A 23,198-nucleotide genomic window follows, 5' to 3' on the forward strand; every position below is an offset into this window, starting at 1 on the left:
GTGATGGTCGGATGAGAATGAGTGGTAGAATCTTACAAAACAGGGAAGGAGGCAAGTGTTTGAGGGAAATCATCGTCGACAGGGGAAATGGAGCCAAGGCATTCGTCCTATTCGAACTCACCAAAGGCAACATCGCGGAAATCAAGGACCGATACATTCTGGAGCAACTGCGTTCCGCAATCGATAGCCCATGGAGCACTGCCCTTCCCGACGGAATTCGCTCAGCTCTGATACGTTCGGTTTCAGAAGAGATGGAAGACAGATTCCTTCTTGAGAACATGGACAAAGATACCGATATGAGCGTCAAGAGCGCTATCAGGAGTGCCGCGATAAAGGTCAAAGACCAGCATGGAGTCAAAAACGGACCCTGGGCCGATGCATACGGCGATGCCGATGTCCTCGATTATGCCTACCAGGAGATTTTCACGCGATTCAGCGATGGTCCGGGCGTCCTGCTCGATGAAATCGAAATTCCCGAAGGATACCGAATTATCTCAGGTGAGAAATGGGCAAGCGACCTCTCGGGAATCGGACGGGAATGGATCGACGACATCAAGCCCTTCCTCCTGCTGGCGGATAAGACCGGGGAACTCATGATTTGCGACATCATGTCGAAGCAGACCGTGCCAGTCGTCGCCGTCAGAAGCGATTTCGCAGAGCGGTTTGACAGGCTTGCCGACGAAGACGGCATGATCGGCGATAAGTTCTGGACATATGCCTGCATCGCAGAGGCCAGGGACCGCAATATGACTTTCGATTTCCGCGGTGCGGTATCGAGGGCATTCGAATTGAAGGGGCGAGTCGAAAAAAGCGATTCGCCAGGGCGAGACGATGGAAAGTTGACCGTGAAGGGCGAGATCGCGCGAGCGGGTGCCGATAAACTCGCCGAAGAGGCCAAAAAGAAGGGAGAGTTGTTACTTGACGAGTGATGTAAGAGAGATTGATTCGACTTGCAGGACGGATGGCAACTCGTATGGGCGATGCGTACCGCGACCCGCATTTCATGCGGTGCCTGACGGCACCTATGATCCACTCGCCAAGGCTCGCTCGATGGATAGACTTTCAGGATCAAAACGACTAGAAGGAGACGACAAATGACAATGACTAAATTCTCCCGCATCAACAAGCAGCGCGAAGAAATCACCATGCGTGTTCTGGAGGACATGGAGAAAGGCGGTAACGAGTGGAAGAAACCGTGGGTAGAGGCCTCCCCTCTCCCACCGCATAACCCGGTCTCCGGTACCCAATACAGCGGACGCAACTTCCTCTACACATATGTCTACGGCATGATGCGAGGATATGCCGACCCGCGTTGGGCTACCGAGAAGCAGATCAAGGAAATGGGCTGGAAAATCCCAGAGAACCTGCAGAACGGACGCGGTGGCATCAATGACGAACTCGGCGTAGGCATCGAGCACTGGGGCATGTACGCCTACATTCCGCGCGTCAAGAAAGACGGAACGCCGCTTACCGACAAAGGGGGCACGCAGAAGTTCACCAGGGTCCGCGCCGTCAAAGAGAACGGCGTCTGGGGACGCTACCGTAAAGGCGATAACGGAAAATATGAATTCGAGCAGCTGCCGAGTGGCGTCCATCCGCACCCCGAATGCGACCGCTACTTCAAGGTATTCAACCTCTCACTTATCGAGGGCGTCCCACCGCTTCCCGTTCCCGACCTCGCGCCGAATGACGATATCGAAGTCGGGCTCCTTGCCGATGACGTGATCGCGTCGAGTAGGTGCGAGGTGTTCGAGGGGAGCACCGACGGCGCCTACTACAACTTCGTCAATGACAAGATTTCGGTTCCGTCCCGCGAGGCGTTCAACAGCAATTCCTCGTTTCTCGCCTCACTGCTCCATGAGATGGGCCATTCTACAGCGCCCGCACTTGACCGTCAGATGACGGGTGACATGCGCAGCAAGGAATATGCACACGAGGAGATCGTCGCTGAGCTAAGCAGCATCTTCAGCTCCGTCGATCTTGCCGTCAAGGCCGAGACCGACCCCGAGGCCGCCGGTTATGGCGAGCATGTCGCCTACCTCGAGTTCTGGAAGGGGCGTCTCGACAGCGTGGCCGGCACGGACGAATATGAGGCGACCAAGGAAGAACTCTGTGACGATTTCTTTGCCGCCGCTTCCCAGGCATCGCAGGCGACCGACTTCATCATCGACCGCTACGAGCAGGAAGTCGGGCATCCGGCAGCCGGCAAGGAGATCGTGCAGAAGCTCGATATGCCCGAAAAGACGGAACAGGAAGATCGCGCCGGCCGCAGTCTCTCGCACAAGAAGGAAACGGCTCGCGACGCGTCTGCCCACATGCAGGGCGACCGCGCAGACCTTTTGAACATGCGCGATGAAAATGCCATCGGAGCGTAAGCAAAGGGGAATGGGCAATGGCTAAGTTTGATTTCGATAAACCCGTCGCCAGTTTCAGCTGGTATCTGCAGAACGGCAGCGCCGATGACAAAAGGGGTAACCGTCTCCACGTCGGTACCGGACAGAAGGCCCAGATCTATTTCGACCCGGAGAGCGGTGAGTTCATCGGCAAACTCAAATATGTCGACGACTATATCGACCTCGCGGACGGCGCAAAGCAGCATTTCGAGCTGCCCCGCACAGCCCGCGAGTATAAACCGAGCGATTTCAGTCCGAAATTCCCGATCTCTAACGTCAAATTTGAAGTAGATGAGTCCGTGAAGGATTTTATCCACGTCCTGCCGCGCGGTCTCTTCTTCTACCAGAATGAATTCTACGATGCCGTCTTCGGGGACAAGACGGACTACCCGGAATCACTTAAGGATTTTCTCTTCACCCGCACGGGCGACATCGAGACCGCCGGTGAATTCTATGGAGCAATCGAAAAGTGGCCGCAGAGCGTCTACGGCACCCTCGTGGAAATGTGCAATGTCGAAAACCGTCCCATTCCGGAATATGAGAACGATCGGGCTCTGCCGCTCGACTACCATAAAGAGCTGCTGGCTTCCCTCTTTTTGCGTTCGTTGTAACTGACATGAATACATGGTATAATAGTACTAGCTGCAAAACATAGGGAGGAACGCAAATGAACAAGTTGGAACTTGAGCTGGATGAGAAAAAAGTGCTTGCTGATGGTGAGTATAACCTTGATGAGCTTTACGGATATATCGACTACATCGCCGTGACCGAGAAGGGGCTTCGTAAGGAAGGAAACTTCTACATCGAGGATGATCCGGTTGACGACGGTTTTGGAATGATTGCTGCTGTCGAGCTGATTCTTCTCCGGAACGATTGGTTCCGGAAATACGTGAAGACACTCAACTGCTACTGGTGGAATGAGGAAACAAACAGTTTCGATGTTGAGGATGGGATTGAGGAAGCCGTGAGAAATTGGGGTTCATTTCATTCGGGCACCTATTCCTCCCCCACCGGCATCCGGAAAGATGCGATTCCGATGCACAAGCTGGAACTCATCCTGGATGAGCAGAGAATCATCGACGACGGGCTTATCAGGATCGATGATGTGAACAATTACCTCACAAAGCTGATCGTCGAGACAAATGGTCTTCGCAGGGAGGGAAACTTCTATATCGAGGAGAATCCTGAAGACGATCTGGGTGCAATCACCCATATCGCCCTCTGTCTCTCGAAGCAGAACTGGTTCAGGAACTACGTGAAGGTCCTGAAGTGCTATCGTTGGAATGCCGATACGCAAGATTTCGATGTCGAGGATGCGATTCAGGATATGATTTTTGCCGATTTTCCAGTCAGCTAATATTTTGGAGTTCCCGTGGGAAAGACGTTAAAGAAATATCTACTTTTTGATCTTGACACCACCGCTCTTAAAGAAGAGTTCGGACCAAAGAGATATACAGTTGCCTATTCCATGATCAGACAATTCCTAGAAAACTGTGGCTTCGAACACAAACAAGGGTCTGGATATCTTTCCACTGAATCGATCTCTCTCAACCAAACAATCGCTATCTACCAAGCCATGACAGAAGAAATGCCATGGCTTGATTCGTGTTCCAAGACAATGGACGTCGGAAACGTCAGGGGATTTTACAACCTAAAGACGTTGTCGCAAAACCTCGTCGCCGACAATGCCGTCGATAACTCACAACTTGAGCTTGCTGATTTTGATAGAGTTTTTCCGACGGTCGGTATCTCTCACGATGAAAGCATGTCACGACGATATCTGATGTTCGACCTAGACTCCGCTAGCCTTAAGAAGGAGTTCGGGCCAACACGATACGCTTTGGCATATTCCGACCTAAGAGAAGCACTTGAAAATCGCGGTTTCGAGCATAGACAAGGCTCTGGTTACCTCTCAAAAGCTCCTATTTCTAAAAACAAATTGATCGTGCTCTACGATTCGCTTGTTGAAGAACTTCCTTGGCTTAACACTTGCTCTACAGCTATGCATTTTGCAGATATCGGCAAAACCTTCAATTTGAAAACCCTTGCAAGAAACAGTAGCACCTCAATCTCGGATGTTGAATTTTTTAGAAATCAAGGTTCACAAAAAAGAACATCGCGTGCGAGCGCTGAATCAAAAACCCAATCAGCTCGTGCCACCGGAAAAGACAACATCATTCAATTTGCGCCTCGTCAAAATGGCAAAGATATTCCCTCCTCGAAAGGAACTTCTCTTGCCTCTAAATCGCAGAAATACGTTGCTATGGCAAATGCCCTCAATGCTGCTTCGAAAAGCTACGTGTATCGTAACGAAGTTGCACGGTAGCTGATAGAATTAGCGTAATGAAGAAGCTGCGCATGTGGATCGTGTACAGTATGAACAATCGGAAGGTTTAGATAATGGATATTTACTCTGCCCTGTTCGGTGCGTCTTTCATTACGCTGATCGTGTTGTTCGGCATCGCGATTGTGACGCTTGTCGGCAAGTGGAAGGTGTATGCCAAGCTCGGCATGCCGGGTTGGTACTCCCTCATCCCCGTCTTCTCCGACTACAAGCTCTGCGAGCGAGTCCGCGGCGGTGAGGAGAACAAGACATTCCTCATGGCATATCTCATTGTGCTGATCTGCTCGTGGGTGCTCTGTTGGGCGCCGGCGGTCAACTGGATTCTCATCATTGCACAGTTCGTGATGAACATCATCGTCCTCAACGATCTTGCCCACACTTTCGGTAAGGAGTCCGCCTATACGATCGGCCTCGTACTGCTCGGTATCGTGTTCTGGCCGATGCTCGGGTTCGGCGAAAGCGTGCCTGTAGACACTGAGGATGATAGCGATACGAGCTACGAGGTGCTTTAGCTGAAATTCGCAAGCGTTTGCGAATTTCACTGAATCGTATGCTGGATATGCACCTAACTGTTTCTGGATCAAAAGGAGCTACCGTCAGTACGGCGATAGCTCCTTTTGCTGTATTCAGCTAATTATCCAGCCTGACGCTCTGTCCTTTAAAACATCTCGCTTAAGGAGTTGCCCTATGAGAAAAATAGTTCCAATACTTTGCATTTTGGCGTTGTCGCTATCGGGATGCCGCGCAACAACCTTGCTCAGAAATGGAGTAGATGAATTAAGGGATTATATCGCATCGGAAAATGCCAAGACAAAAAAGAAGCTGAATGATCGGCGCAACGAAAAGATTTCTACTCTAAATAGAGCAATTTCCGAGAAAAATGAAGAAATCATATTTGAACTCATGGCTGATGATCTGAGAGAAGATGGAGACAAACTTAAATCACAGCTAAAAGATTTTGTGAATTTTATTCCCGGTAAAATTGTAGAGACGAGTAACCATAGCTGGGGAACTTTAATCCACGCGGAAAACTATAAGGATGCCCCAGATAACGTTATCGAAAGAAAGATCTGGCCTCATGACGATGAAGGCAATTATTATTGTAGCGTTCGGGTATACCGGTTATCTTATCTTGCAATAGATGATCAGGGTACAGAATACGAAATTACCATGGAATATATCAAAAGCAATGAGGCAAATCCGGAGGAGATTGGATTAAATTACGTAAGTATTTTCAAAACGGATCCAGATAGCGATGAAATAATTAGAGCGGGAAGAACGTGGGAATGAACAAGAAGAGATTCTTTGGTGGCGTCTCTTTTCTAGTGAAGCCGTATGAATGAATTGCCGTGCGGCAATGATGTCTGAAAGGAAAATCTGATGCACTCCTATTCTGCCCTGCCTGGTGCGTTTTTCTTTACGCTGGTCTTGCTGTTAGGCATTGCAAGTGTGACCATTGTCGGCAAGTGGAAGGTGTATGCAAAGCTCGGCATGTCCGGCTGGTACTCTCTCGTTCCCATCTATTCCGACCGCAAGCTTTATGAGCATGTTTGTGCCAACAAGGAGAACAAGACGCTTGTCATGGCGTATCTCATCATTTCTCTCCTCACCATCGCACAGCTCGCGACGATCATCATCTTCCTTAACAACCTCGTCCAGATATTCGTCTAGATGAAATTCGCAAGCGCTTGCGAATTTAGCTTAATGAGACGCTGGTATGTGCCTGGTTGTTTTCTTTTAGAGTTAACAGGGCTACCGCCAGTACGGCGATAGCCCTGTTTGCTGTCTTTAGCTAATTATTCTGTTTGGAAAATTTCAAATTGGACATCTGGAAAATTGTCTAGTGAAGGCATAGTCCCAATCCGGATCGATCACACCTGGTGCCCCTGTACTAAAGCGAGCGTTTTCCCTCCAATTTTCTAGGGTCCAAGAACTCAGATCTTCGGATAGGTTCATGCAGCCATAGAACATCCTGTTCAAATCCACTGCCCGCGAAATATTCCATGTTTCGGCACCGATTTTTCTTAGCCTTTCACATTCGAAAAACATCTCATGCAAGTCAACAGCACTGTAGAGGTTGTAGCCGTCCATGCCGAGCCGTTTTAGCGATTTGCAACCATAGAACATTCGACTCGTATCAGCCACCAACGGCATTCCGAAGCGCGGCATCCTGACCTGCTCAAGGTTACCGCAGCTTTCGAAAAGACCCTGAGCTGCAGTCGTGTATGTCGTATCCAGTTTCTCCAGATCGGCTGCACGGAGATTTTCAAACCGGTTGAACCAATGGCAGAGTTTTCTCGGTTTTATCCCGCCGTCCGCAACGGAAACACCGGTAACGCGATCAGCGATCGCGTCAGTTGTCCAGCAATGATCGTTAAAATTTTCGAAGACCTTCGTTACACGCTTTCCAGCAAATTCTGTTCCCAACACAGGAATACGCCCATAGCGGTAAAAGTTAAGTGATTCATCGTCTACGGAGTATACGGCAAATTGCCTGTCAGCCATTTCGATTCCTTTCTCTCGGCCTACGGCAATATGATTGCCTGACAAACGAGAAAGTCTTGAAACCGCGGAATCTATGGTCGAAATTGTTTCAGATGAACGATATGAACAACCATACCACTGGTTTAAATCTATCCTTACATTCAGTCCCACCATAAAAGACCGGGCTTTCCTGTTTGCAACTCCCCAGGTTGAAACGTGGTTGTTTGGCAAGAGGTATGCGATTGGTGAAACGGCACGTGAAGCGGGCTATTTGCAAAGGCATCGCAATGCGGAAATTGGTAAAATATCAAATCGATCCTCTTTAATACGCTGCAAGAGTTGCAGCCGGAAAAGGAAAGGAATGATGCAAGACATGAACGAAACAGACAACAAGCAAAAGAAAGGAGGAGGCATGTTCAGCAAGATCAAGGCCGTCGGTCGCCGCGCTGCGACCGTTGCCGTCGGTACCGTGCTCGTTTTGTCGCAATGCCTGGGCAGCTTCGGTGCCGCATTCGCGCCGAGTACGGCCTATGCAGATACTTCAACTAAGACGGCAACCGTCACCCTCGCCGATACCGAGAACGGCAGCCTGTCGTTTGTCGGCAGGGACGACGACACCAAGACCATTACGGTGAATGTCGGCGAGACGGTCGCAATCAAAGCCTCTCCCGCCGACGGGTATTTCGCCGACAGCCTCTCCGTCTTCAATAACTCCGATAACGATGCCTCCGCCGTCTCGCTCAAGGACGGGATCGGCACCTTCAAGGTGACCGGCAGCGCCACCGTTTCCACCATGTTCTATGAGAACGGTTCGAACGGCTCCTCCATCCTCAAGGCCGTGAAGGTCAAGGAGGGTAAGGCCAACAAGGCTATCGACGAGAAGACCTATATCAAGGAGAACGCCGATTCCAAGTACGTCGGGCTCGGCGACAAGCTGGAGAAGAAGGATGTACTCACCGTGACCACCACGGTCGTCGACTCCAACATCCTCCCGAACGCCTCTCTCGATAACCTCTGGGCCGACGATGACGGCGATGGCATGTCGAACCATGCAGACGCGCTGCGAGCAAACGCAGTGAGCCATGCAATCCTCTATGATCTCAACGAGGATTCCGACTACTATGTCGGCTACGCCGGCTCCCGCATCTCCGGTGCCACCCTTGCTGATTGGGGTGCGTCCGAGAACAACGCCGACGCCAAGATGCGCGACGGATTCGTGTTCGACGATGCCACCGGTCTCATCTATGTGCCGAAGAAGTATACCGAGAAGAACAAGAAGGGCGAGCTCAAGGTCGCTTCCTCCCGTATCCAACTGCTCTATGCAACTGCAGACAAGGGCGCAGAGAACAGCATCAGCGTCAAGATCTCCGAGGACGGCGTGGACGGGGATGTCGCCGAGAACGGAACCGCCAAGGTCGATATCCTCGCCACCGACACGAAGATCGTTCTCGCCAAGGACAAGGCCGCCCGCGAGTCGCTGAAAGACAGCTCGATCGATTCCGTCATCGCGAACGGCATCGAGTACACCCGCGATATGGACATGTGGTCCTACGATGAGGGCACCGGTACGCTCGATCTCAAGCTTGCTCCGGCCGGCGTCCGCACCGTCAAGGTCAAACTGACGAACGATACCGGCAAGACTGTCGGCAACTTCCTCACCTCTATCGCCACCAAGGCCTTCGCCGGCAACGTGAACAACATCGGCACCTGGAAGTTCAATACGGCACCATATGTCGGCATGACCTTCCACACCAACGGCCACAACAAGTACACCGGCACCCCGACCGGCGGCTATACCATGCCGGCAGTCGAGAATCCGTCCGGCGGCCGCTACGAGACGAAGACCATCTACCAGGCGCTCGGCACCCAGGGCGTGGACGTCTCCGCCCTGCAGTCCGGCAACTACTCCATCGAGCGCACCTGCACGATCAACGCGCAGACCACGTCCTCCGGCGTGGAGATCCCCAACGCCGCAAACCTCAACCTGACTTGCGGCCATGTCGGCGTCAACCCATCCGGCCAGCTCCAGAATGGCTACAACCAGCCGAAGTACACCGATGACGATTACGGTCAGACCGTCCGTGTCGCCGCCGTATACGGCAACGAGGCCGTCGTGGGCGTCACCGTCCCGACCACCTTCACGCAGGCAGGTGCCGGCTTCTTCAAGGTCAACTGGCAGCTCAACAAGGTCAACGTGACCTTCAGCAAGATTTCCGCCGATGCCAAGGTGACGAACGGCAACAGTGAGTACTCCTATGCGGGCGCCGAGTTCGATATCTACCGCACCCGCGACAACGCGCTGGCCGCCCATATCACCATGAACGGTAACGGCCATGCCAACTACCAGCTCGACCCGAACGAGAACTATTACGCCGTCGAGACCAAGGCCCCGCAGGGTTTCCAGAAGTACGAGGGACGCATCGAGTTCTCGACCGGTAACAGCGCCGGGGAACAGCAGTTCAAAGACGACCCTGGTGTCGTGAAGATCACCGTCGCAAAGAAGGATTCCGCGACAAGCGGTACCGCCCAGACAAGCCTTTCGCTTGAAGGCGCCGAGTACAAGATCACTTCGCTTTCAACTCCTGGCTGGGAAGCGACCGGAAAGACAAATGCCAAGGGCGTTCTGTACTTTGATCGCGTTCCGTTTGGTGATATTCAAATCGTAGAAATCAAGGCACCCGCCGGTTATAAGCTTGATACAACTGTGCATACCTATACGGTTAATGCCAATCAAGGCACCGACACCGGCGTTTTTGAGCTTGAGCCGGAAGACGATTTCGCCGAGAACCCGCAGGCGTTCGATGTCGAGATCGCCAAGACCAAAGGCGGCGAGGACGACAGCTGGGAGTCCGACAACGGCCATGGCAAGCCCGCTGTCGGCGTGCAGTTCCAGATCATCTCGAACTCCACCGGCAAGGTCGTCGGCACGCTGACCACCAACGAGAGCGGATTCGCCTCCACCAAGGATTCCGATACCTGTGACGAGACCTCCATCTCCGAGGACAAGACGGATGATGCAACCCGTCCGTGGTTCGGCGAGGGCAAGCGTAATGCCGGCATCGACGGCGCGCTGCCGATCGATCAGAAGGGCTACACGATCCACGAGGTGGATTCCACGGTGCCCGAGGGTTACGACCATGTCGATGACTGGACTATCTCGGCAGATGAAGAGGTCAACCAGAGCACGAAGTACTACTCCGTGATTGACAAGACGTTGACGAGCCGACTCCAGATCGTTAAATGCGACGCGGAGACGGGCAACACGGTTCTGCTCTCCGGCTTCAAGTTCCAGATCCTCGATGCTGACGGCAAGGTCGTATCGTTTGACGACCCGTATGACGTGAACGCCAAGGTTGACACGTTCACCACCGACGCGAACGGTCAAGTTTCCATGCCCGGAAAGCTGAAGTCCGGCAAGTACGCCGTCAAGGAAATCGCCACCTCCGCCCCGTATCTGCTCAACAGCGAGACGGTCGGTTTCGAGGTCTCCAAGGACTACAAAGACGCCTCTCCCATCACCGTCGTAAAGGTCTTCGACAGGCAGGTCATGGGGCAGGCGACCATCACCAAGTCCTGTGCCGATGACGGCAAGAATCTCAAAGATGCAGAGTACGATGTCGTCGCGCAGGAGAATGTCGTCTCCCCCGATGGCACCGTGCGTGCGTCCAAGGGACAGGTCGTCGACCATGTGACCACCGGTGACGATGGAACCGCCACCACCAAGAAACTTTATCTCGGTTCCGGTTCCGCAACCTATGCCTTCATCGAGACCAAGGCTCCGAAGGGCCATGTGCTCGATACGACCCCGGTCGAGTTCACCCTTTCCTATAAGGACGACAAGACCGATCTCGTGACCGCTTCCGTAGAGCAGAAGGACAAGCCGACCAAGGTAAAGGTCAACAAGACCATTCTCGGTACCGATGATGTCCTCGCCGGCGCCAAGTTCGACATTTGGAACATCGATGACCAGGAGACCTTCCAGACCGGAACTTCCGTCGCAATCCGCGCCGATGAGGGCAAAGAGGTCTCCGTCAAGCAGAATGTCTCCTCTTCCACCGTCACGGTCAATTCGAATGAATATTCGATTGTCCTGAAGGACAAGGACGGCAAGGAGATCGAGGTCGGAAGCGACACGGCTGTCGAGGCTGGTGACTACACCGTCGTGGCTAAGAAGGGCGACGATGAGGTGAAGCTTTCCGACGCCACGATTTCCGTAGACAAGGGTAAGTCCTATACCGTCGCCATCAAGAATCATATCTTCGGAACTTCCGCAGAACTCAGCGAGACCGGTGACTCGGTGCCGAGCGTGAAACTGACGTGGGATGCCGCCCGCATGGCATACACCACCGACAAGGCCCTTGCCTCCGGCAAATACACCGTCTCCGTCGATGGTGTCGCGGTGGGAAAGATTTCCGTCAAGAGCGGCGAGATCGCCTACGCATCCATCTCCAATGACACGGTCAAGCGCGAGCCCGTCCTCCTCAAAGACGGCAAGAAGTTCACCGAGCGCACCACAGATGTAAAGGGTGAGTTCGACGTGAAGCACCTCACCACCGGTTCCTACCGCATGGTCGAGACCGAGGCTCCAGCCGGCTACATCGAGAACCCGAACGTTTTCGCCTTCACAGTCGATTCCGACGGCATGACCGAGGGCGTGATCGAGTACACGATCGATGTCACGGACGACTACACCAAGCTCCATGTCTCCAAGCGCGATATCACGAATGAGGCCGAAATCGAAGGCGCGAAGCTCACGCTCAAGGATTCCGATGGCAAGGTCATCGATTCGTGGACTTCCACCACGGAGGACCATGTGATCAATGCCCTCGCGCCCGGCAAGTACACGCTCACCGAAGAGCGCACGCCGCACACTTATGATGTAGCGGAGTCCATCGATTTCACCGTGGAGAAGACCGGCGAGATCCAGACCGCCGTCATGTACGACAAGCCGATCTCCATCAAGGGCGAGATCGACAAGCGCCAGGAGATCGCTGACCCCACGCATCCGTATACGGAGGCTAACGGGGACGGCGAGAACAACGCCGATACCAGCACGTCAGATGACGGAAGCTATGATTACACCCTCGATTTCCGCTCCACCTCTAACACCTGGACGGATGAGTTCACCGTCGAGGACGACCTTTACGGAGTCATGACCGGTAAGGCCACCCTCGATTCGATCACGACCCCGCAGGCGTACAAGGACTTCGATGGCAAGATGAACGTCTGGTACAAGACCGATCAGACACCATCCGATTACTCCGACGAATCCGGTGCCAACCAGACCCTTTCCGACGGACACGGCAACCCGTGGCTCACCGACGAGTCCAATTCCGAAACCCTTGGCGAAGACGGCCGCAAGATTGATTACACCGGCTGGAAGCTTTGGAAAGCCGACGTGTCCACCACCGAGGCCGAGGACCTTAAGGTATCCGACCTCGAGCTTGCCGAGGGCGAGCACGTCACTGCAATCCGTTTCGAGTACGGGCGCGTCGAATCCGGCTTCACCACGCGTGAGGACGATTGGGACCGTGACGGCATCAAGGACTCCCATGATGACGTGAACGACGCAACCGAGACCGCCAAGGGCAACGGTTCGTACTCCGATGGGGTCTCCATCCTCGTCGATCTCGACGGCTCCGGCAAGTTCACGGCATTCGGCAATAACGGTCTCGGCGGTAAGATCAAGCAGAAGGATGGCACCTATACCTGTAAGGACGGGGATACCGTCTATTCCCTCACCCTGAACAAGGACGGGTCCGCCTCCGCGAAGATGACCGATAAGGACGGCAAGGAGACCAAGGTCGACCTCGCCACCGGTCAATTCAAGATCAGCGAGGGCGTTTCCGGTGACTATGCACCGGCTATCGTCCATATGAAGGTCACCGACGATTACCGCGCTGGCGACTCCTTGGAGAATTACGCCAAGGTCGACCTCTACCGCAACGGCGGTGGCGAGGACCAGCTCGAGGACCATGACGATGACAAGGTGAAGCAGACCACGAAGTCCGATTCCGCCATCATCGGCACCACGCTCACCGGCGAAGACGGCAAGCACACCGTCAAGGTCGGCGAGAAGGTCGAGCTCACCGATACCGTCTCCTACACGAATATCGAGGCAGGTGTCGAGCATACCGTCACCGGTACGCTTATGGATAAGACCACCGGCGCTCCCCTCTCCGATGGGGACGGTAACCCACTCAGCTCGAGCGTCACCTTCACTCCGGAGGAGAAGGACGGCACCGTTGAGGTCAAGTTCACCGTCGATACGACACATCTGGACGGCCACGATCTCGTGGCATTCGAGACGCTGACCACCAAGGAAACGGAAACCGACAGGGAGACCGGCGAGAAGACAACCGTCGACAAGACCGTTGCCGAGCACAAGGACATCGACGATGCGAACCAGACCGTCACCGTCACCAGCGACAAGTCCTCGATGGCTCAAACCGGCCGCAACATCCTGATCGGCGCCGCAATCGCGGCTGCCGTCGCCGCCGGTGCGGGCGGTACGTATATCTACCGCAAGCGCCATCAAATCGATGACGCCGACGATATGATGGAGTAACCTTTAAGAGGGGCTTCCATCGCCTACTGAAGGGGCTATTCGGGGTAACCCGATGGCCCCTTTTTCACTAAAAAGGAAAGGAACTGAACATGACGAAAAGGAAAAGGATAAGCAAGATCGTTAACGGGATACTGCTCTGCATCTGCATCCTATCCGCGGCCGCAGCCCTCCTGCTGGGAGGAGAGACGGTTAAAGAGGGATGGGAATACGATAACCTCGCCAAGGATGCCGAGACCCAGACCGCAGACGGAATCGACTGGGCTATGCTCCGCAGCCGTAATCAGGATATCGCGGCATGGCTCAGGGTCGAGGGAACAGCTATCGACCTTCCCGTCGTAAACACGCGCAAGGGAGACCCCGCGGACTTCTATCTGAGCCACGATTTCGACCGCAACCCGTCGTTCGCGGGTTGCCCATACCTGGATGCAAGAAGCACAGCAGAAGGTGCGCACGCACTCGTATACGGACACCACATGGGGTTTACCGGTCAGATCTTCTCCCCTATTTTCGCGACCTACAGGCAAGCGGAATTCGACAAGATCGGCGAGATGTATTGGTTCACCCCCGATAAAGGACGGCAGGTTCTCAAACCTGTCATGGCGATGTCTGTCGATAAGAAATACCAGCCAATCCAGACGTTCGATTTCACTTCCGCAGAGGAAGTACGGTCGTGGCTTTCGGATATGAAAAAAGACGCGACCGCCGTCAGCGATGACTGCGACGCCACGATTGCAAACGCAACCCGCGCAATCACACTCGTCACCTGCTCTTCGATGAATACGGGCGGTCGAGCTAGAACGCTTCTTATTTTTGTTCAGTAAGGGCGTAGTACACTTGTACCATAATACAGATATGGTATAATGATATTATACTTTTAGAAAGGAGCAAAAGAATGATCAAAAAAAACGATCGCCCAAAGTTTGTTGCAGAAGCTATATATACGAACACCTTGGAAGGTAAAAGAGTTTCTGATTTCTTTCTTGAAGAAGCAAGCAGGTATTGCAACGATGAAATCGACCTTGCTGAATTTGATCGCCGCCTTTGCAAGCACTACGGCATTTCACCGTCTCAGCTAGAAAGGTAGCCACCTATGTCCTTTGTCAACCCATATATTGATACTGAAACAGGACTTCTCATCAATTCGATAGGTGCAAAAACTCAATCAGAACTCGATCAAATAGAAGCGGACTTCGTTTCTATTGGGCTTTTGAAGTTATATGACGAAAAATTTAGAGTCAGCTATTCGCTTGAAGACCTGCAATATATCCATGCTTCTTTATTTGGCAAAGTATATCCGTGGGCTGGACAAATCAGAACTGTTGAAATACACAAAGTTGGAGATCCAGACAATTCTAATTTTGCGCCTTCGGCCCTAATCGAACCAGCTTTCTATAATTCGATGCAAGAACTTGGTGAAGACCATAATCTCCAAGGTTTAAATCAATTATCGTTTGCCGATCGTCTTGCATACCATTTTTCAAATGTGAACTATATTCATCCTTTTAGAGAAGGTAACGGGAGGACTCAAAGAGTGTTTTGGTCACTATGCGCAATGGAAGCAGGATATGACTTAGATTGGACTTCTGTTAGCAGTCGAGACATGGAAAGTGCGTCTAAAATTGCCAGGCTCAATGACGACTTGACTGCCTTAAAAGCAATTTTCAAGGAAATTGCCATACCGTTTAATAAAAACAGCAGTCTACCTATAGACGCTGTTTACAAAAGACTTCTTCGAGTAAGAAACCATTTGTCCATGCAAGCAGACAGAACATATGATTTAACTGAAAAGTATATTAGATAACTCCAAAAATAGCGTTAAAAACAGCGCTATTGTGGTATAAGAACTGTAGATATAGGTACGGGTTCAGTTTTAGAAGGCGATACAATGGACAGCGATATTCCACCGATGCTTGGAATCTCACAAGTCAAACGGGATTTCTCCCGCATCGCAAAAGACGTGGCGACGACTGGAAAGCCGGTCGTCGTCCTGAAGGGAAGCAAGCCGATCGTCCAGATCGTACCGCTCCCGAATTCATCCATCCAGGATGAAGCACCAAAGACAGCATAAGGAGGAAATGCAAATGGATGATATGAACATGAACAACGAGCCGCCCGTTTACGACAGCGGCGATATGAAACCGACAGATCCCATCCCCACCGAGGGTGAGAACGATGCCGGGCTCACCGAGGAACTTCCGATGTATGAGGATACGTCGACCGGTGACCGAGGCGGGCGCAAGAAGATCATCGCGATCGCCGCAGGCGTCGTGCTCATCGCCGGTCTCGGTATCGGCGCATTCGCGTTGAGTTCCCATAAGACAGCGAACACTCAGCCGGCCAAGCAGGAGCAAACCGTCACACCGGTCAAGGACAACTCTGAGGAAAAGACGGACAATCTGTCGACTTCTGATATCGCCAAGCTATGCTCGACGCTCAAGCTGGACGATGCCGATCTGTCGATCGCTTCTGACCAGGTACGGGTCGATGCCAAAAGCGGCCGCGTACTCGTGACCCAGGTTTCCGAGGACGATGCAGCCAAGATGGTCGATTCGACTGCCCGACGTTCCGCCGCCCTCGCTGCCTTACTCAACGGAAAGAAAATCAAGGGCGTCAGTGCCGTCGATGTGACGTGGGTTGCCACTGACAAGGACGGCAACATCAAGGTCGCCGTCGCATACGATGTCACAAAGGCGCCGACCGGAGGATCAACCGTCGACATCATCAACGGATCCGGCGGACATGTGATCGCCGATGACATCTGGTCCACCGATGGTGTGCATGACCAGGGCTATGACCAGAATGCCGGCACCGTGAAGAAACCGGATGGGACCTCTATTTCGACTGGAGCCAAGACCGAGGAGAAGAAAGAATCCGACGGCAAGGACCAGAAGTCCGATGACTCCAAGAAAGAGGATAACAAGTCTTCCGACTCGTCGAAGTCTGACAGCAAGGGAAACTCCTCCGACTCCAAGCAGAATTCCAGCAATTCGCAGAGTTCCGGCAGCAACAATTCCTCTTCCAACGGCGGTAGCCAGAAGAAGTGGGTTGCCGAGCAGGGACACTGGGAGACAGATTACAGCCAGGTCTGGGTGCCGAATGTAGTGTATACGCGCCATCCTCGTTTCTGGGTCAACCATGGTGGTACTATGGTAGGGCCCTTCGATTCCGAAGATGCCGCCTATTCGTGGGTTCATAATGATATGGACAACGGCGGCATCGGAGGATCTGTCGTAAACGATTCGTATACCACATCTGAGGACCAGGGACATTATGAACAGCAGGCTACGGGACAGCATTGGGTTGTCGACGTCGCCGGTCACTGGGAGTAATGTACATCGTTCCTCTCCTCTTACATTCGGTAAATAGATTGTACCATAGTACTACGACACTAGCGGTGAGAATTTACCGGTAAAAAGAAAGACCTCGGAGTTTAATCCGGGGTCTTTTTTGCAGGACGAAATGATGCCTGATACAATCAGCAAAGGCGCGGGGTGCGCTGAAGCCCTACCCGAGTTTTCGGGGAGGTGGTCATATGGACATTCTACGTCTTTTAGTCATAGCGCTCATGCTTACGACCGGGCAGATCATTCTGGGTCGTTAAATTCGACCTATTAAATGACTGAAGCCGCCCCTGCAAGGACGACTTCAGTGACGAGGTGAAAGCCTCAAAACCTGTTTCTATCCACGTAGGGCGCCGGTTCTGCAAAACCGTTAAGCGCACCCTCGCGTCATCTTTAGTATAGCTGCTACCAATATTTCTACCGGTTAGTTTTGAAAATTCCCAAAAACTTTCCTGCAAAACCAATCATTGTCTTCCGTGTTGACACTCCCCGTAGTTGAAACAAGGGGTTTTACGACGGTTTTGATAACCCAGAAACGATATCTGCAGTCACAATTCCTATGCCAATCCTTTTCTACGGCGTTGAGCCATTCGGCACGCTTGCGAGCAGACATCGTTCAAGGATCCGATTCCACTTTGAAGGAACGGTGCCCCGCAATTCCGACAAATACCGATCCTCAGAGAGTCCCTGTAGACTATTCGATATAGCAATTCTGCGAACAGGGAATTGCGTTTCAAGCTCGGCACCGGACGACTGGAAAACCATGCAGACGTGTCAGTTTCCCATCCTAGGCTTATCTGACCGTATGAAACAGCAAGGTTCGAAACGGAGCCGATCAACGCATTTATGATATTTTCCGCATCGCTTCGTTGCGAACAGCCAACTTGCGTACAAAGCAGATAGTTCCTTTCTGCTTTGTCGTTCCACCCATCGAATAGACCTCTATATTTCTCGGAAGAAACAGACGATGTAAGGATGAAGGCCGATTCGCTCTCGTCATAAGAGGCGGATCCGAATACCTCGGCATAGATATCTTCGGTTCCAAAATCACCGATCTTTTCCCGATGAGTCAAAATCCCGACTAGCTGCTGATAGGAACGATAATCAGTCAACTTATCCGCTAACAATCTGCAGCTTCCTTTTCCCGATGAAAAAAAAGGATTAAATGTAAATGGAATGTACCAGAGCGTTTTATCAAGACACTCAACATAGCAGCGAGCGAAACCCGTGTCCTCCATCGGTGCATCGGAACCGGCAGCAAGAAAACTGAGCAGCTTGGCAACCAAGAAGATGACAGAACGCGCCATGCTCCAATCGGCAAGAGTCTCCACCGCGACCATAGTAGAATCTGGATCCGCGTTACCGAGTACGTCCGTGAGCCATTGACCATTGCAGGGGATTTGCTTGGCTGCATGACGTGCCGAAGCTATGCTCGATTCTAAGACTGTGTTCGCGCTCAACTCGGTCTCATATCTGAGCAATTCAGGGACAGGCGGTCCAAAGTGTATGCCACATGAACCGGACATTATTTCTTCGATACTGTATAACCGCATGCCAGTTATGGGATCAGCCGATGGAGGCAATAGTGGTGGAAGCGCGGAAATAGCGTCAGCGAGAGCTATCGGCCTTCGTGCCGTCAAGAGTGAGTTGATCTTTTGGGTTTCTATCCCAACGGTCTCGTCTTTCGAGAGAAGGGCTTTAGAAATAGGCCTGATGACAATATGCATCCCAAGATCATTGGTACCGATTGCCGCTTTTTCCATTTTGCACTACCTTTCCTTTTTGCCATAGCAATAGGGACAGCCTTTCCCTGCCGCCCTTGAATATATGGCAGCCTCCCACTCATGCCCGCACTTTCCCAGCCACCACGCCTTCTTATTGGATTTTCCGGCAATCTGCATCGGGCGAAGCCTACCGTTCTTCGTGGGATGCCATTCGGCGGCCAGACTTGGATTCACCGTGACGAGGTCGTTAACGCCTTCGACGACATGTCTCTTTGAACAATGGGGACATCCAATTCCCCTGCTCCTATTTCCGATTACCGCCTCCCACTCATGCCCGCATGTTCCTTTCCACCAGACCTTTCGGTTGGATCCGGCAGTCACCTGCGTCGGTCGAAGGCAGTTATTCTTCGTCGGATGCCACTCCGCTGCCAAATCCGGATTGACTGTCGCTAGATCATTTTGACCGACGATTAGCTTTGCCATTTAGTTGACCTTCCCTTTTAACCAGTCTACAGCCCACCGATTATAGAGCTTAAAAAGAGTCGCCCGAAAAAGACGACTCTTTAGACCTATCAGTTTTAGATCGCACTACTTCTCTTCTGCCTTACAAGGTGTACGAGTCAACCATTTCGTCATGACAAGTTGTTTGACCGGTTCGCCATCGACATTCATCCCGCTGACAAATAGCCAACGTTTGCTACTCGGTCCGAGAACAGTCCATGCACGTCCATCCTCACCATACAGAATGTCGCCGAACAAGATGGGCTCTCCGTCCGCATCGACAATCTCCTTACGTGCCATCGCGTGGCAGAGCTTACGGAACTTACTGTAGCGATGGGAAACCTTTTTATATTCGCCTTTAAGCGTATTGAACTCGTGGCGCAGAGAGTTCAAATCGTTTTGGAGCTTCCCGGTCTCTTCGGCCCGTTCAACCAAAACATGGAAAGCTTGCTTAGCAGCCTCTCCCGATGCACCGGAAAACACGCTATCAATTGCAAACTCAATCGAACGGATGTCTTTATCGGTAACTTTCTTTTTGCCCATAGCCACTCCTATCAGCCAAACTTTTATTTATCGTTAAAATCCATTGTACCACAATACTACGACACTATAATTAGGCACTTGAAATTAGCGCGAACGTTCCAACATGTATTCAGTCAGCCAACGTCGAAAAGCATTGAGGAACGGTTGGCTGTTCTGTGTGTCGGCCCATCCACAGAAGCCGATGAAGCCGTCAGAGTTGAAGCTTATCGCCTCGCGACCGTTCCACTGGTCAAGACAGTCAATCTTGATATATGCCTTCTCAAGACCACCTTCCGGCTTCATTTTGCAGCACAGACTGTCAGACTTCCGACGTGGCGTCATGAAGTGCGGGGTCATCCCGTCACGGTGAGACCTGGCGCACTCGATGGCGATATAGCCCTGGAGGGCATCGAGATCGCAGTGGCGTATATCGTCGTAAGCGAAGCCGAGTGACGTGAAAAGCTCGCGGCAGAACGTGGAAGTCAGAACTTGCATGATGGAGTCTTTCTATTTGAGGTGGTTGGATGATACTATGATAGCATAATAGGTAATGCGATATCGCATAATTGCGTTGTCACACTTACAACGTTAGCCTTTTAATAAGGTTTGTAATGAAAGGAAGTCCGCATTGAGTCGAGACAAGATTGCAGTAATCATCCCATGCTTCAACGAGGCTCCGATGATAGCCAAGGTCGTTGGAGACTTCCACCGCGAGCTACCCGAGGCATCAGTCTATGTCTACGACAACAACTCGACCGACGACACCGCCGCCATCGCCCGCTCGCGAGGCGCTGTCGTCAGACTCGAACCCCGCCAAGGCAAGGGAAACGTCTGCCGCCAGATGTTCCGAGACATCGAAGCCGACTGCTACCTCATGGTTGACGGCGACGATACCTACCCAGCGGAATCGGCGCGGGCACTTTGTGCCCCCGTTCTCGCGGGCGAGGCCGATATGGTCGTGGGCGACCGCCTATCGAACGGAACCTATGCGAAGCAGAACGGACGTACCTTCCACGGTTTCGGCAACGACCTCGTTCGTGCCATGATCAAATGGATATACGGTTACGGTTTCGAGGATGTCATGACCGGTTACCGTGCCATGTCCAGGCCATTCGTCAAGACCTTCCCTGTCCTGTCCGAGGGTTTCCAGATTGAGACCGAATTATCGATCCATGCCGTCGACCGGCGCTGGCGTATCGTGAATATCCCCGTGAAATACCGTGATCGCCCCAATGGCTCGGTCTCCAAATTGAATACCGTAAGGGATGGGCTGAAAGTAATTGCCATGATCGGCACGCTGTTCAAGGACTACCGCCCGTTAAAGTTCTTCTCGCTGGTCGCTTTGGCATTCTGCATTGGAGGCCTATGTGCCGGCATGCCTGTTGTGAGTGAGTACCTTGCCACCGGTCTCGTGCCCAGACTCCCGACAGCCATCTTAGCCGTGGCGTTCATGTTTATTGCCGCCCTCTCTCTGGCTACTGGATTCATTCTGGATGCCGTGGCAAAAGTTGAGCGCAAGCAATGGGAGCTGCGCGTATACCGCCAAGCTGAGAACGAGTGAAACGATCAGACCGTGACGGTCTTTCAACTGATGCATGCTAGATTCGTTACTAGAAGCGTCTAGATTATCTGGTTGAAATACGGTTTGATATACAGAATGCCTAAATGAAAGATTTTAACTGCTGCTCAAACCTTTTATAAAATACTTTCTGCATTTTTTGTTTGAACTCTTCAGCAGTAAAATTTCTGTAAATCTTAACAGAATAGCTCTTTGCCATTGGAAAAATAATTTCATTTTCTTGTGACAAATTCGAATTGTAGCAATCAAGGTAACTGCTAAATTTATTAACATCTATCCCTACGCTCTGACCTGTATTGGAGTGAAGAAAAGTGTACTTAGCATTCCTAGATACATGATTATAACCTTTTGTAAAATCAAAAGACGAACTCCAAGATGCTACCATTCCATGCCATTTAATTCGAGGCATGCGCCGTTTTGGCTCTTTTGCTAATAGTTTCGGCCAAACATAAGCTTTATCTATTATCCGGAAAATATCGCCCTGGTACTCCCACTGGGATTCAAACTCAGCGATTTCTTTCGGAGACTGAACCAGCTCCTTACGATACTCATTTCTTACTCGAATTAACGCTCCTAAGATCTCATCATATAATCTAAGAGACTCTTCACTATATCCTTCTCCACATAAAGGTCTTTCACGAAATTGAGTAAGAACAATGCGTAGCAACTCTAGTTGCGACTCATAATTTAATTTGTTAAGTGGATGTGACAGTGATGTTGAAAAAATCGGTAAGCCCAAGCGTTCAGTTTCTAATTCGCGTAGTGTTGATGTCTGTCTATTCATCTTTCGCTGATCCGTTCAAGCAAGATTAAATACTTATCATTTTTCGGGATAACAGACTATTGAATAATCAAGTTATTCAATAGTCTCTTCAGAGATTTTATCTACTGAATAGTGCTGCTTAATTTGCTAAATTCGTTCCTCATGTGAATCATGCTCTACTACATTGCGTTGATTAGCCAGCGATTCACACGAGTCTCTTGTTTCAAGCGCTTTGTTGGTTAATGACCTCGCCCTATCAATGCTCTCCATTTCTTTTAGCTTGTAAATGCATTGGGGCTGATGTATAATGCAATTAGGGTCAAGGCTTGAGTAGTTCCCGAACAATTGGCGTTCGGCCAGACGCTCAAGTTTTTGACCCTGTTTTTTTGTCTATGTAGACAATCTTGTCTGGCGTCAATGCCCCTTGGAATAATTCATACGTCTCCAAGATAGATAATTTCAAATCGTAGCTGACATGACATTACTCTTCATATCTGTTGCCCTTGCCGCAGTTACAGTCCTCGCATAGCGTCTGCAGATTGCTCATTACCGATTTGCCACCACGCGAGACAGGGACAATATGATCGACGTGCAGTTTGACACCGTCCTCCTTTCCCCTGCCACAGCGAACGCAGTGAAAGTTGTCTCGACGGAGCACGTCGTAGCGCATGGCTCTCGTGACCTTAGCGTGCTCGGCATCGTTGGCTATGCGACGGTCCTGATATTCCAAGCGGCGCTTCTCACGTGCCTGCTTTCGTTTCGCCTTCTTGTGATCTTTGATAAGCATCGTGATGATAATTTCACTGCCCCAGAGAACAGCAGCGAAAATCAGGATCGGCTTAAAGGCATCTATGATCGGGGAAAGGTAATTGCCTTCCATGGTAATCACCCGAACATTCGCTTGTCACCGGGGTCGGATAATCCACCGCTACTCGTTAACTCTTTGAACGTGTCGCACTTGTCATCTTTGTAACAGTAC

The 23,198-nt window shown here is 51.6% G+C and carries 22 protein-coding genes; 15 read left to right on the top strand and 7 right to left on the bottom strand.

Translation table 11 applies throughout. The annotated features are described in order from the left end of the window. Positions 1–59 precede the first annotated feature (59 nt). The 8 genes from AB5213_RS06185 (at position 60) to AB5213_RS06220 (ending at position 6,408) form a co-directional block, all read left to right on the top strand. On the top strand, positions 60–929 hold the full coding sequence (locus tag AB5213_RS06185; RefSeq protein WP_368276463.1) for a hypothetical protein: 870 nt from the start codon (positions 60–62) through the stop codon (positions 927–929). A gap of 165 nt (positions 930–1,094) precedes the next feature. Then, positions 1,095–2,375 (top strand): zincin-like metallopeptidase domain-containing protein, encoded by a 1,281-nt coding sequence (locus tag AB5213_RS06190; protein WP_368276464.1) that lies wholly within the window; start codon positions 1,095–1,097, stop codon positions 2,373–2,375. Between the two features lie 17 nt (positions 2,376–2,392). Next, complete coding sequence (locus tag AB5213_RS06195; protein WP_368276465.1) at positions 2,393–3,004, top strand: hypothetical protein; 612 nt, start codon at positions 2,393–2,395, stop codon at positions 3,002–3,004. 56 nt (positions 3,005–3,060) lie between these two features. Then, a complete protein-coding gene (locus tag AB5213_RS06200) occupies positions 3,061–3,750 on the top strand; it encodes a hypothetical protein (protein WP_368276466.1) in 690 nt (229 codons plus the stop codon). A gap of 15 nt (positions 3,751–3,765) precedes the next feature. Further along, entirely contained in the window at positions 3,766–4,719 is a 954-nt protein-coding gene (locus AB5213_RS06205; RefSeq protein WP_368276467.1) for a hypothetical protein, read from the top strand. Between the two features lie 74 nt (positions 4,720–4,793). Continuing rightward, positions 4,794–5,249: a DUF5684 domain-containing protein gene (locus tag AB5213_RS06210; RefSeq protein ID WP_368276468.1), complete on the top strand. Its 456-nt coding sequence runs from the start codon at positions 4,794–4,796 to the stop codon at positions 5,247–5,249. A gap of 175 nt (positions 5,250–5,424) precedes the next feature. Continuing rightward, positions 5,425–6,027 (top strand): hypothetical protein, encoded by a 603-nt coding sequence (locus tag AB5213_RS06215; protein WP_342999354.1) that lies wholly within the window; start codon positions 5,425–5,427, stop codon positions 6,025–6,027. Between the two features lie 90 nt (positions 6,028–6,117). Then, a complete protein-coding gene (locus AB5213_RS06220) occupies positions 6,118–6,408 on the top strand; it encodes a hypothetical protein (protein ID WP_368276469.1) in 291 nt (96 codons plus the stop codon). A 144-nt stretch (positions 6,409–6,552) separates the two neighbouring features. On the opposite strand, the gene AB5213_RS06225 is transcribed toward AB5213_RS06220, so the two are convergent. After that, complete coding sequence (locus AB5213_RS06225; RefSeq protein ID WP_368276470.1) at positions 6,553–7,395, bottom strand: BspA family leucine-rich repeat surface protein; 843 nt, start codon at positions 7,393–7,395, stop codon at positions 6,553–6,555. A gap of 199 nt (positions 7,396–7,594) precedes the next feature. On the opposite strand from AB5213_RS06225, the gene AB5213_RS06230 reads away from it, so the two are divergent. The 6 genes from AB5213_RS06230 (at position 7,595) to AB5213_RS06255 (ending at position 17,118) form a co-directional block, all read left to right on the top strand. Further along, positions 7,595–13,789 carry a SpaA isopeptide-forming pilin-related protein gene (locus AB5213_RS06230; RefSeq protein WP_368276471.1) on the top strand — a complete coding sequence of 2,065 codons (6,195 nt, stop codon included), beginning with the start codon at positions 7,595–7,597 and terminating at the stop codon, positions 13,787–13,789. An 89-nt stretch (positions 13,790–13,878) separates the two neighbouring features. Then, on the top strand, positions 13,879–14,610 hold the full coding sequence (locus tag AB5213_RS06235; RefSeq protein ID WP_368276472.1) for a class B sortase: 732 nt from the start codon (positions 13,879–13,881) through the stop codon (positions 14,608–14,610). 71 nt (positions 14,611–14,681) lie between these two features. Then, positions 14,682–14,873 (top strand): antitoxin VbhA family protein, encoded by a 192-nt coding sequence (locus AB5213_RS06240; RefSeq protein WP_118199908.1) that lies wholly within the window; start codon positions 14,682–14,684, stop codon positions 14,871–14,873. A 6-nt stretch (positions 14,874–14,879) separates the two neighbouring features. Beyond that, a complete protein-coding gene (locus AB5213_RS06245; protein WP_368276473.1) occupies positions 14,880–15,590 on the top strand; it encodes a Fic/DOC family protein in 711 nt (236 codons plus the stop codon). Between the two features lie 84 nt (positions 15,591–15,674). Beyond that, on the top strand, positions 15,675–15,857 hold the full coding sequence (locus AB5213_RS06250) for a type II toxin-antitoxin system Phd/YefM family antitoxin (protein WP_006236368.1): 183 nt from the start codon (positions 15,675–15,677) through the stop codon (positions 15,855–15,857). Positions 15,858–15,870: 13 nt separating this feature from the next. Continuing rightward, positions 15,871–17,118: a hypothetical protein gene (locus tag AB5213_RS06255; protein WP_368276474.1), complete on the top strand. Its 1,248-nt coding sequence runs from the start codon at positions 15,871–15,873 to the stop codon at positions 17,116–17,118. A gap of 569 nt (positions 17,119–17,687) precedes the next feature. On the opposite strand, the gene AB5213_RS06260 is transcribed toward AB5213_RS06255, so the two are convergent. The 4 genes from AB5213_RS06260 to AB5213_RS06275 all read right to left on the bottom strand — a co-directional run bounded on the left by AB5213_RS06260 (position 17,688) and on the right by AB5213_RS06275 (position 20,372). Continuing rightward, positions 17,688–18,893: a hypothetical protein gene (locus AB5213_RS06260; RefSeq protein WP_368276475.1), complete on the bottom strand. Its 1,206-nt coding sequence runs from the start codon at positions 18,891–18,893 to the stop codon at positions 17,688–17,690. Positions 18,894–18,899: 6 nt separating this feature from the next. Continuing rightward, positions 18,900–19,337 (bottom strand): zinc-ribbon domain-containing protein, encoded by a 438-nt coding sequence (locus AB5213_RS06265; protein WP_215634359.1) that lies wholly within the window; start codon positions 19,335–19,337, stop codon positions 18,900–18,902. Positions 19,338–19,442: 105 nt separating this feature from the next. Continuing rightward, positions 19,443–19,898 (bottom strand): hypothetical protein, encoded by a 456-nt coding sequence (locus AB5213_RS06270; RefSeq protein ID WP_368276476.1) that lies wholly within the window; start codon positions 19,896–19,898, stop codon positions 19,443–19,445. 84 nt (positions 19,899–19,982) lie between these two features. Next, entirely contained in the window at positions 19,983–20,372 is a 390-nt protein-coding gene (locus AB5213_RS06275) for a hypothetical protein (RefSeq protein ID WP_368276477.1), read from the bottom strand. A 133-nt stretch (positions 20,373–20,505) separates the two neighbouring features. Between AB5213_RS06275 and AB5213_RS06280 the strand changes: the two genes are divergently transcribed. Next, positions 20,506–21,438, top strand: coding sequence for a glycosyltransferase family 2 protein (locus AB5213_RS06280; RefSeq protein WP_368276478.1), 933 nt, complete (start codon positions 20,506–20,508; stop codon positions 21,436–21,438). Between the two features lie 100 nt (positions 21,439–21,538). On the opposite strand, the gene AB5213_RS06285 is transcribed toward AB5213_RS06280, so the two are convergent. Together AB5213_RS06285 and AB5213_RS06290 are read right to left on the bottom strand one after the other, a co-directional pair. Beyond that, entirely contained in the window at positions 21,539–22,240 is a 702-nt protein-coding gene (locus AB5213_RS06285) for a hypothetical protein (protein ID WP_368276479.1), read from the bottom strand. Positions 22,241–22,700: 460 nt separating this feature from the next. Further along, positions 22,701–23,099, bottom strand: coding sequence for an HNH endonuclease (locus tag AB5213_RS06290; RefSeq protein WP_215634367.1), 399 nt, complete (start codon positions 23,097–23,099; stop codon positions 22,701–22,703). Positions 23,100–23,198: the final 99 nt, after the last annotated feature.

The organism is Coprococcus sp. RTP21204st1_G4_RTP21204_210225 (assembly GCF_040915385.1).
GTDB classification, from domain to species: domain Bacteria; phylum Bacillota; class Clostridia; order Lachnospirales; family Lachnospiraceae; genus Allocoprococcus; species Allocoprococcus comes.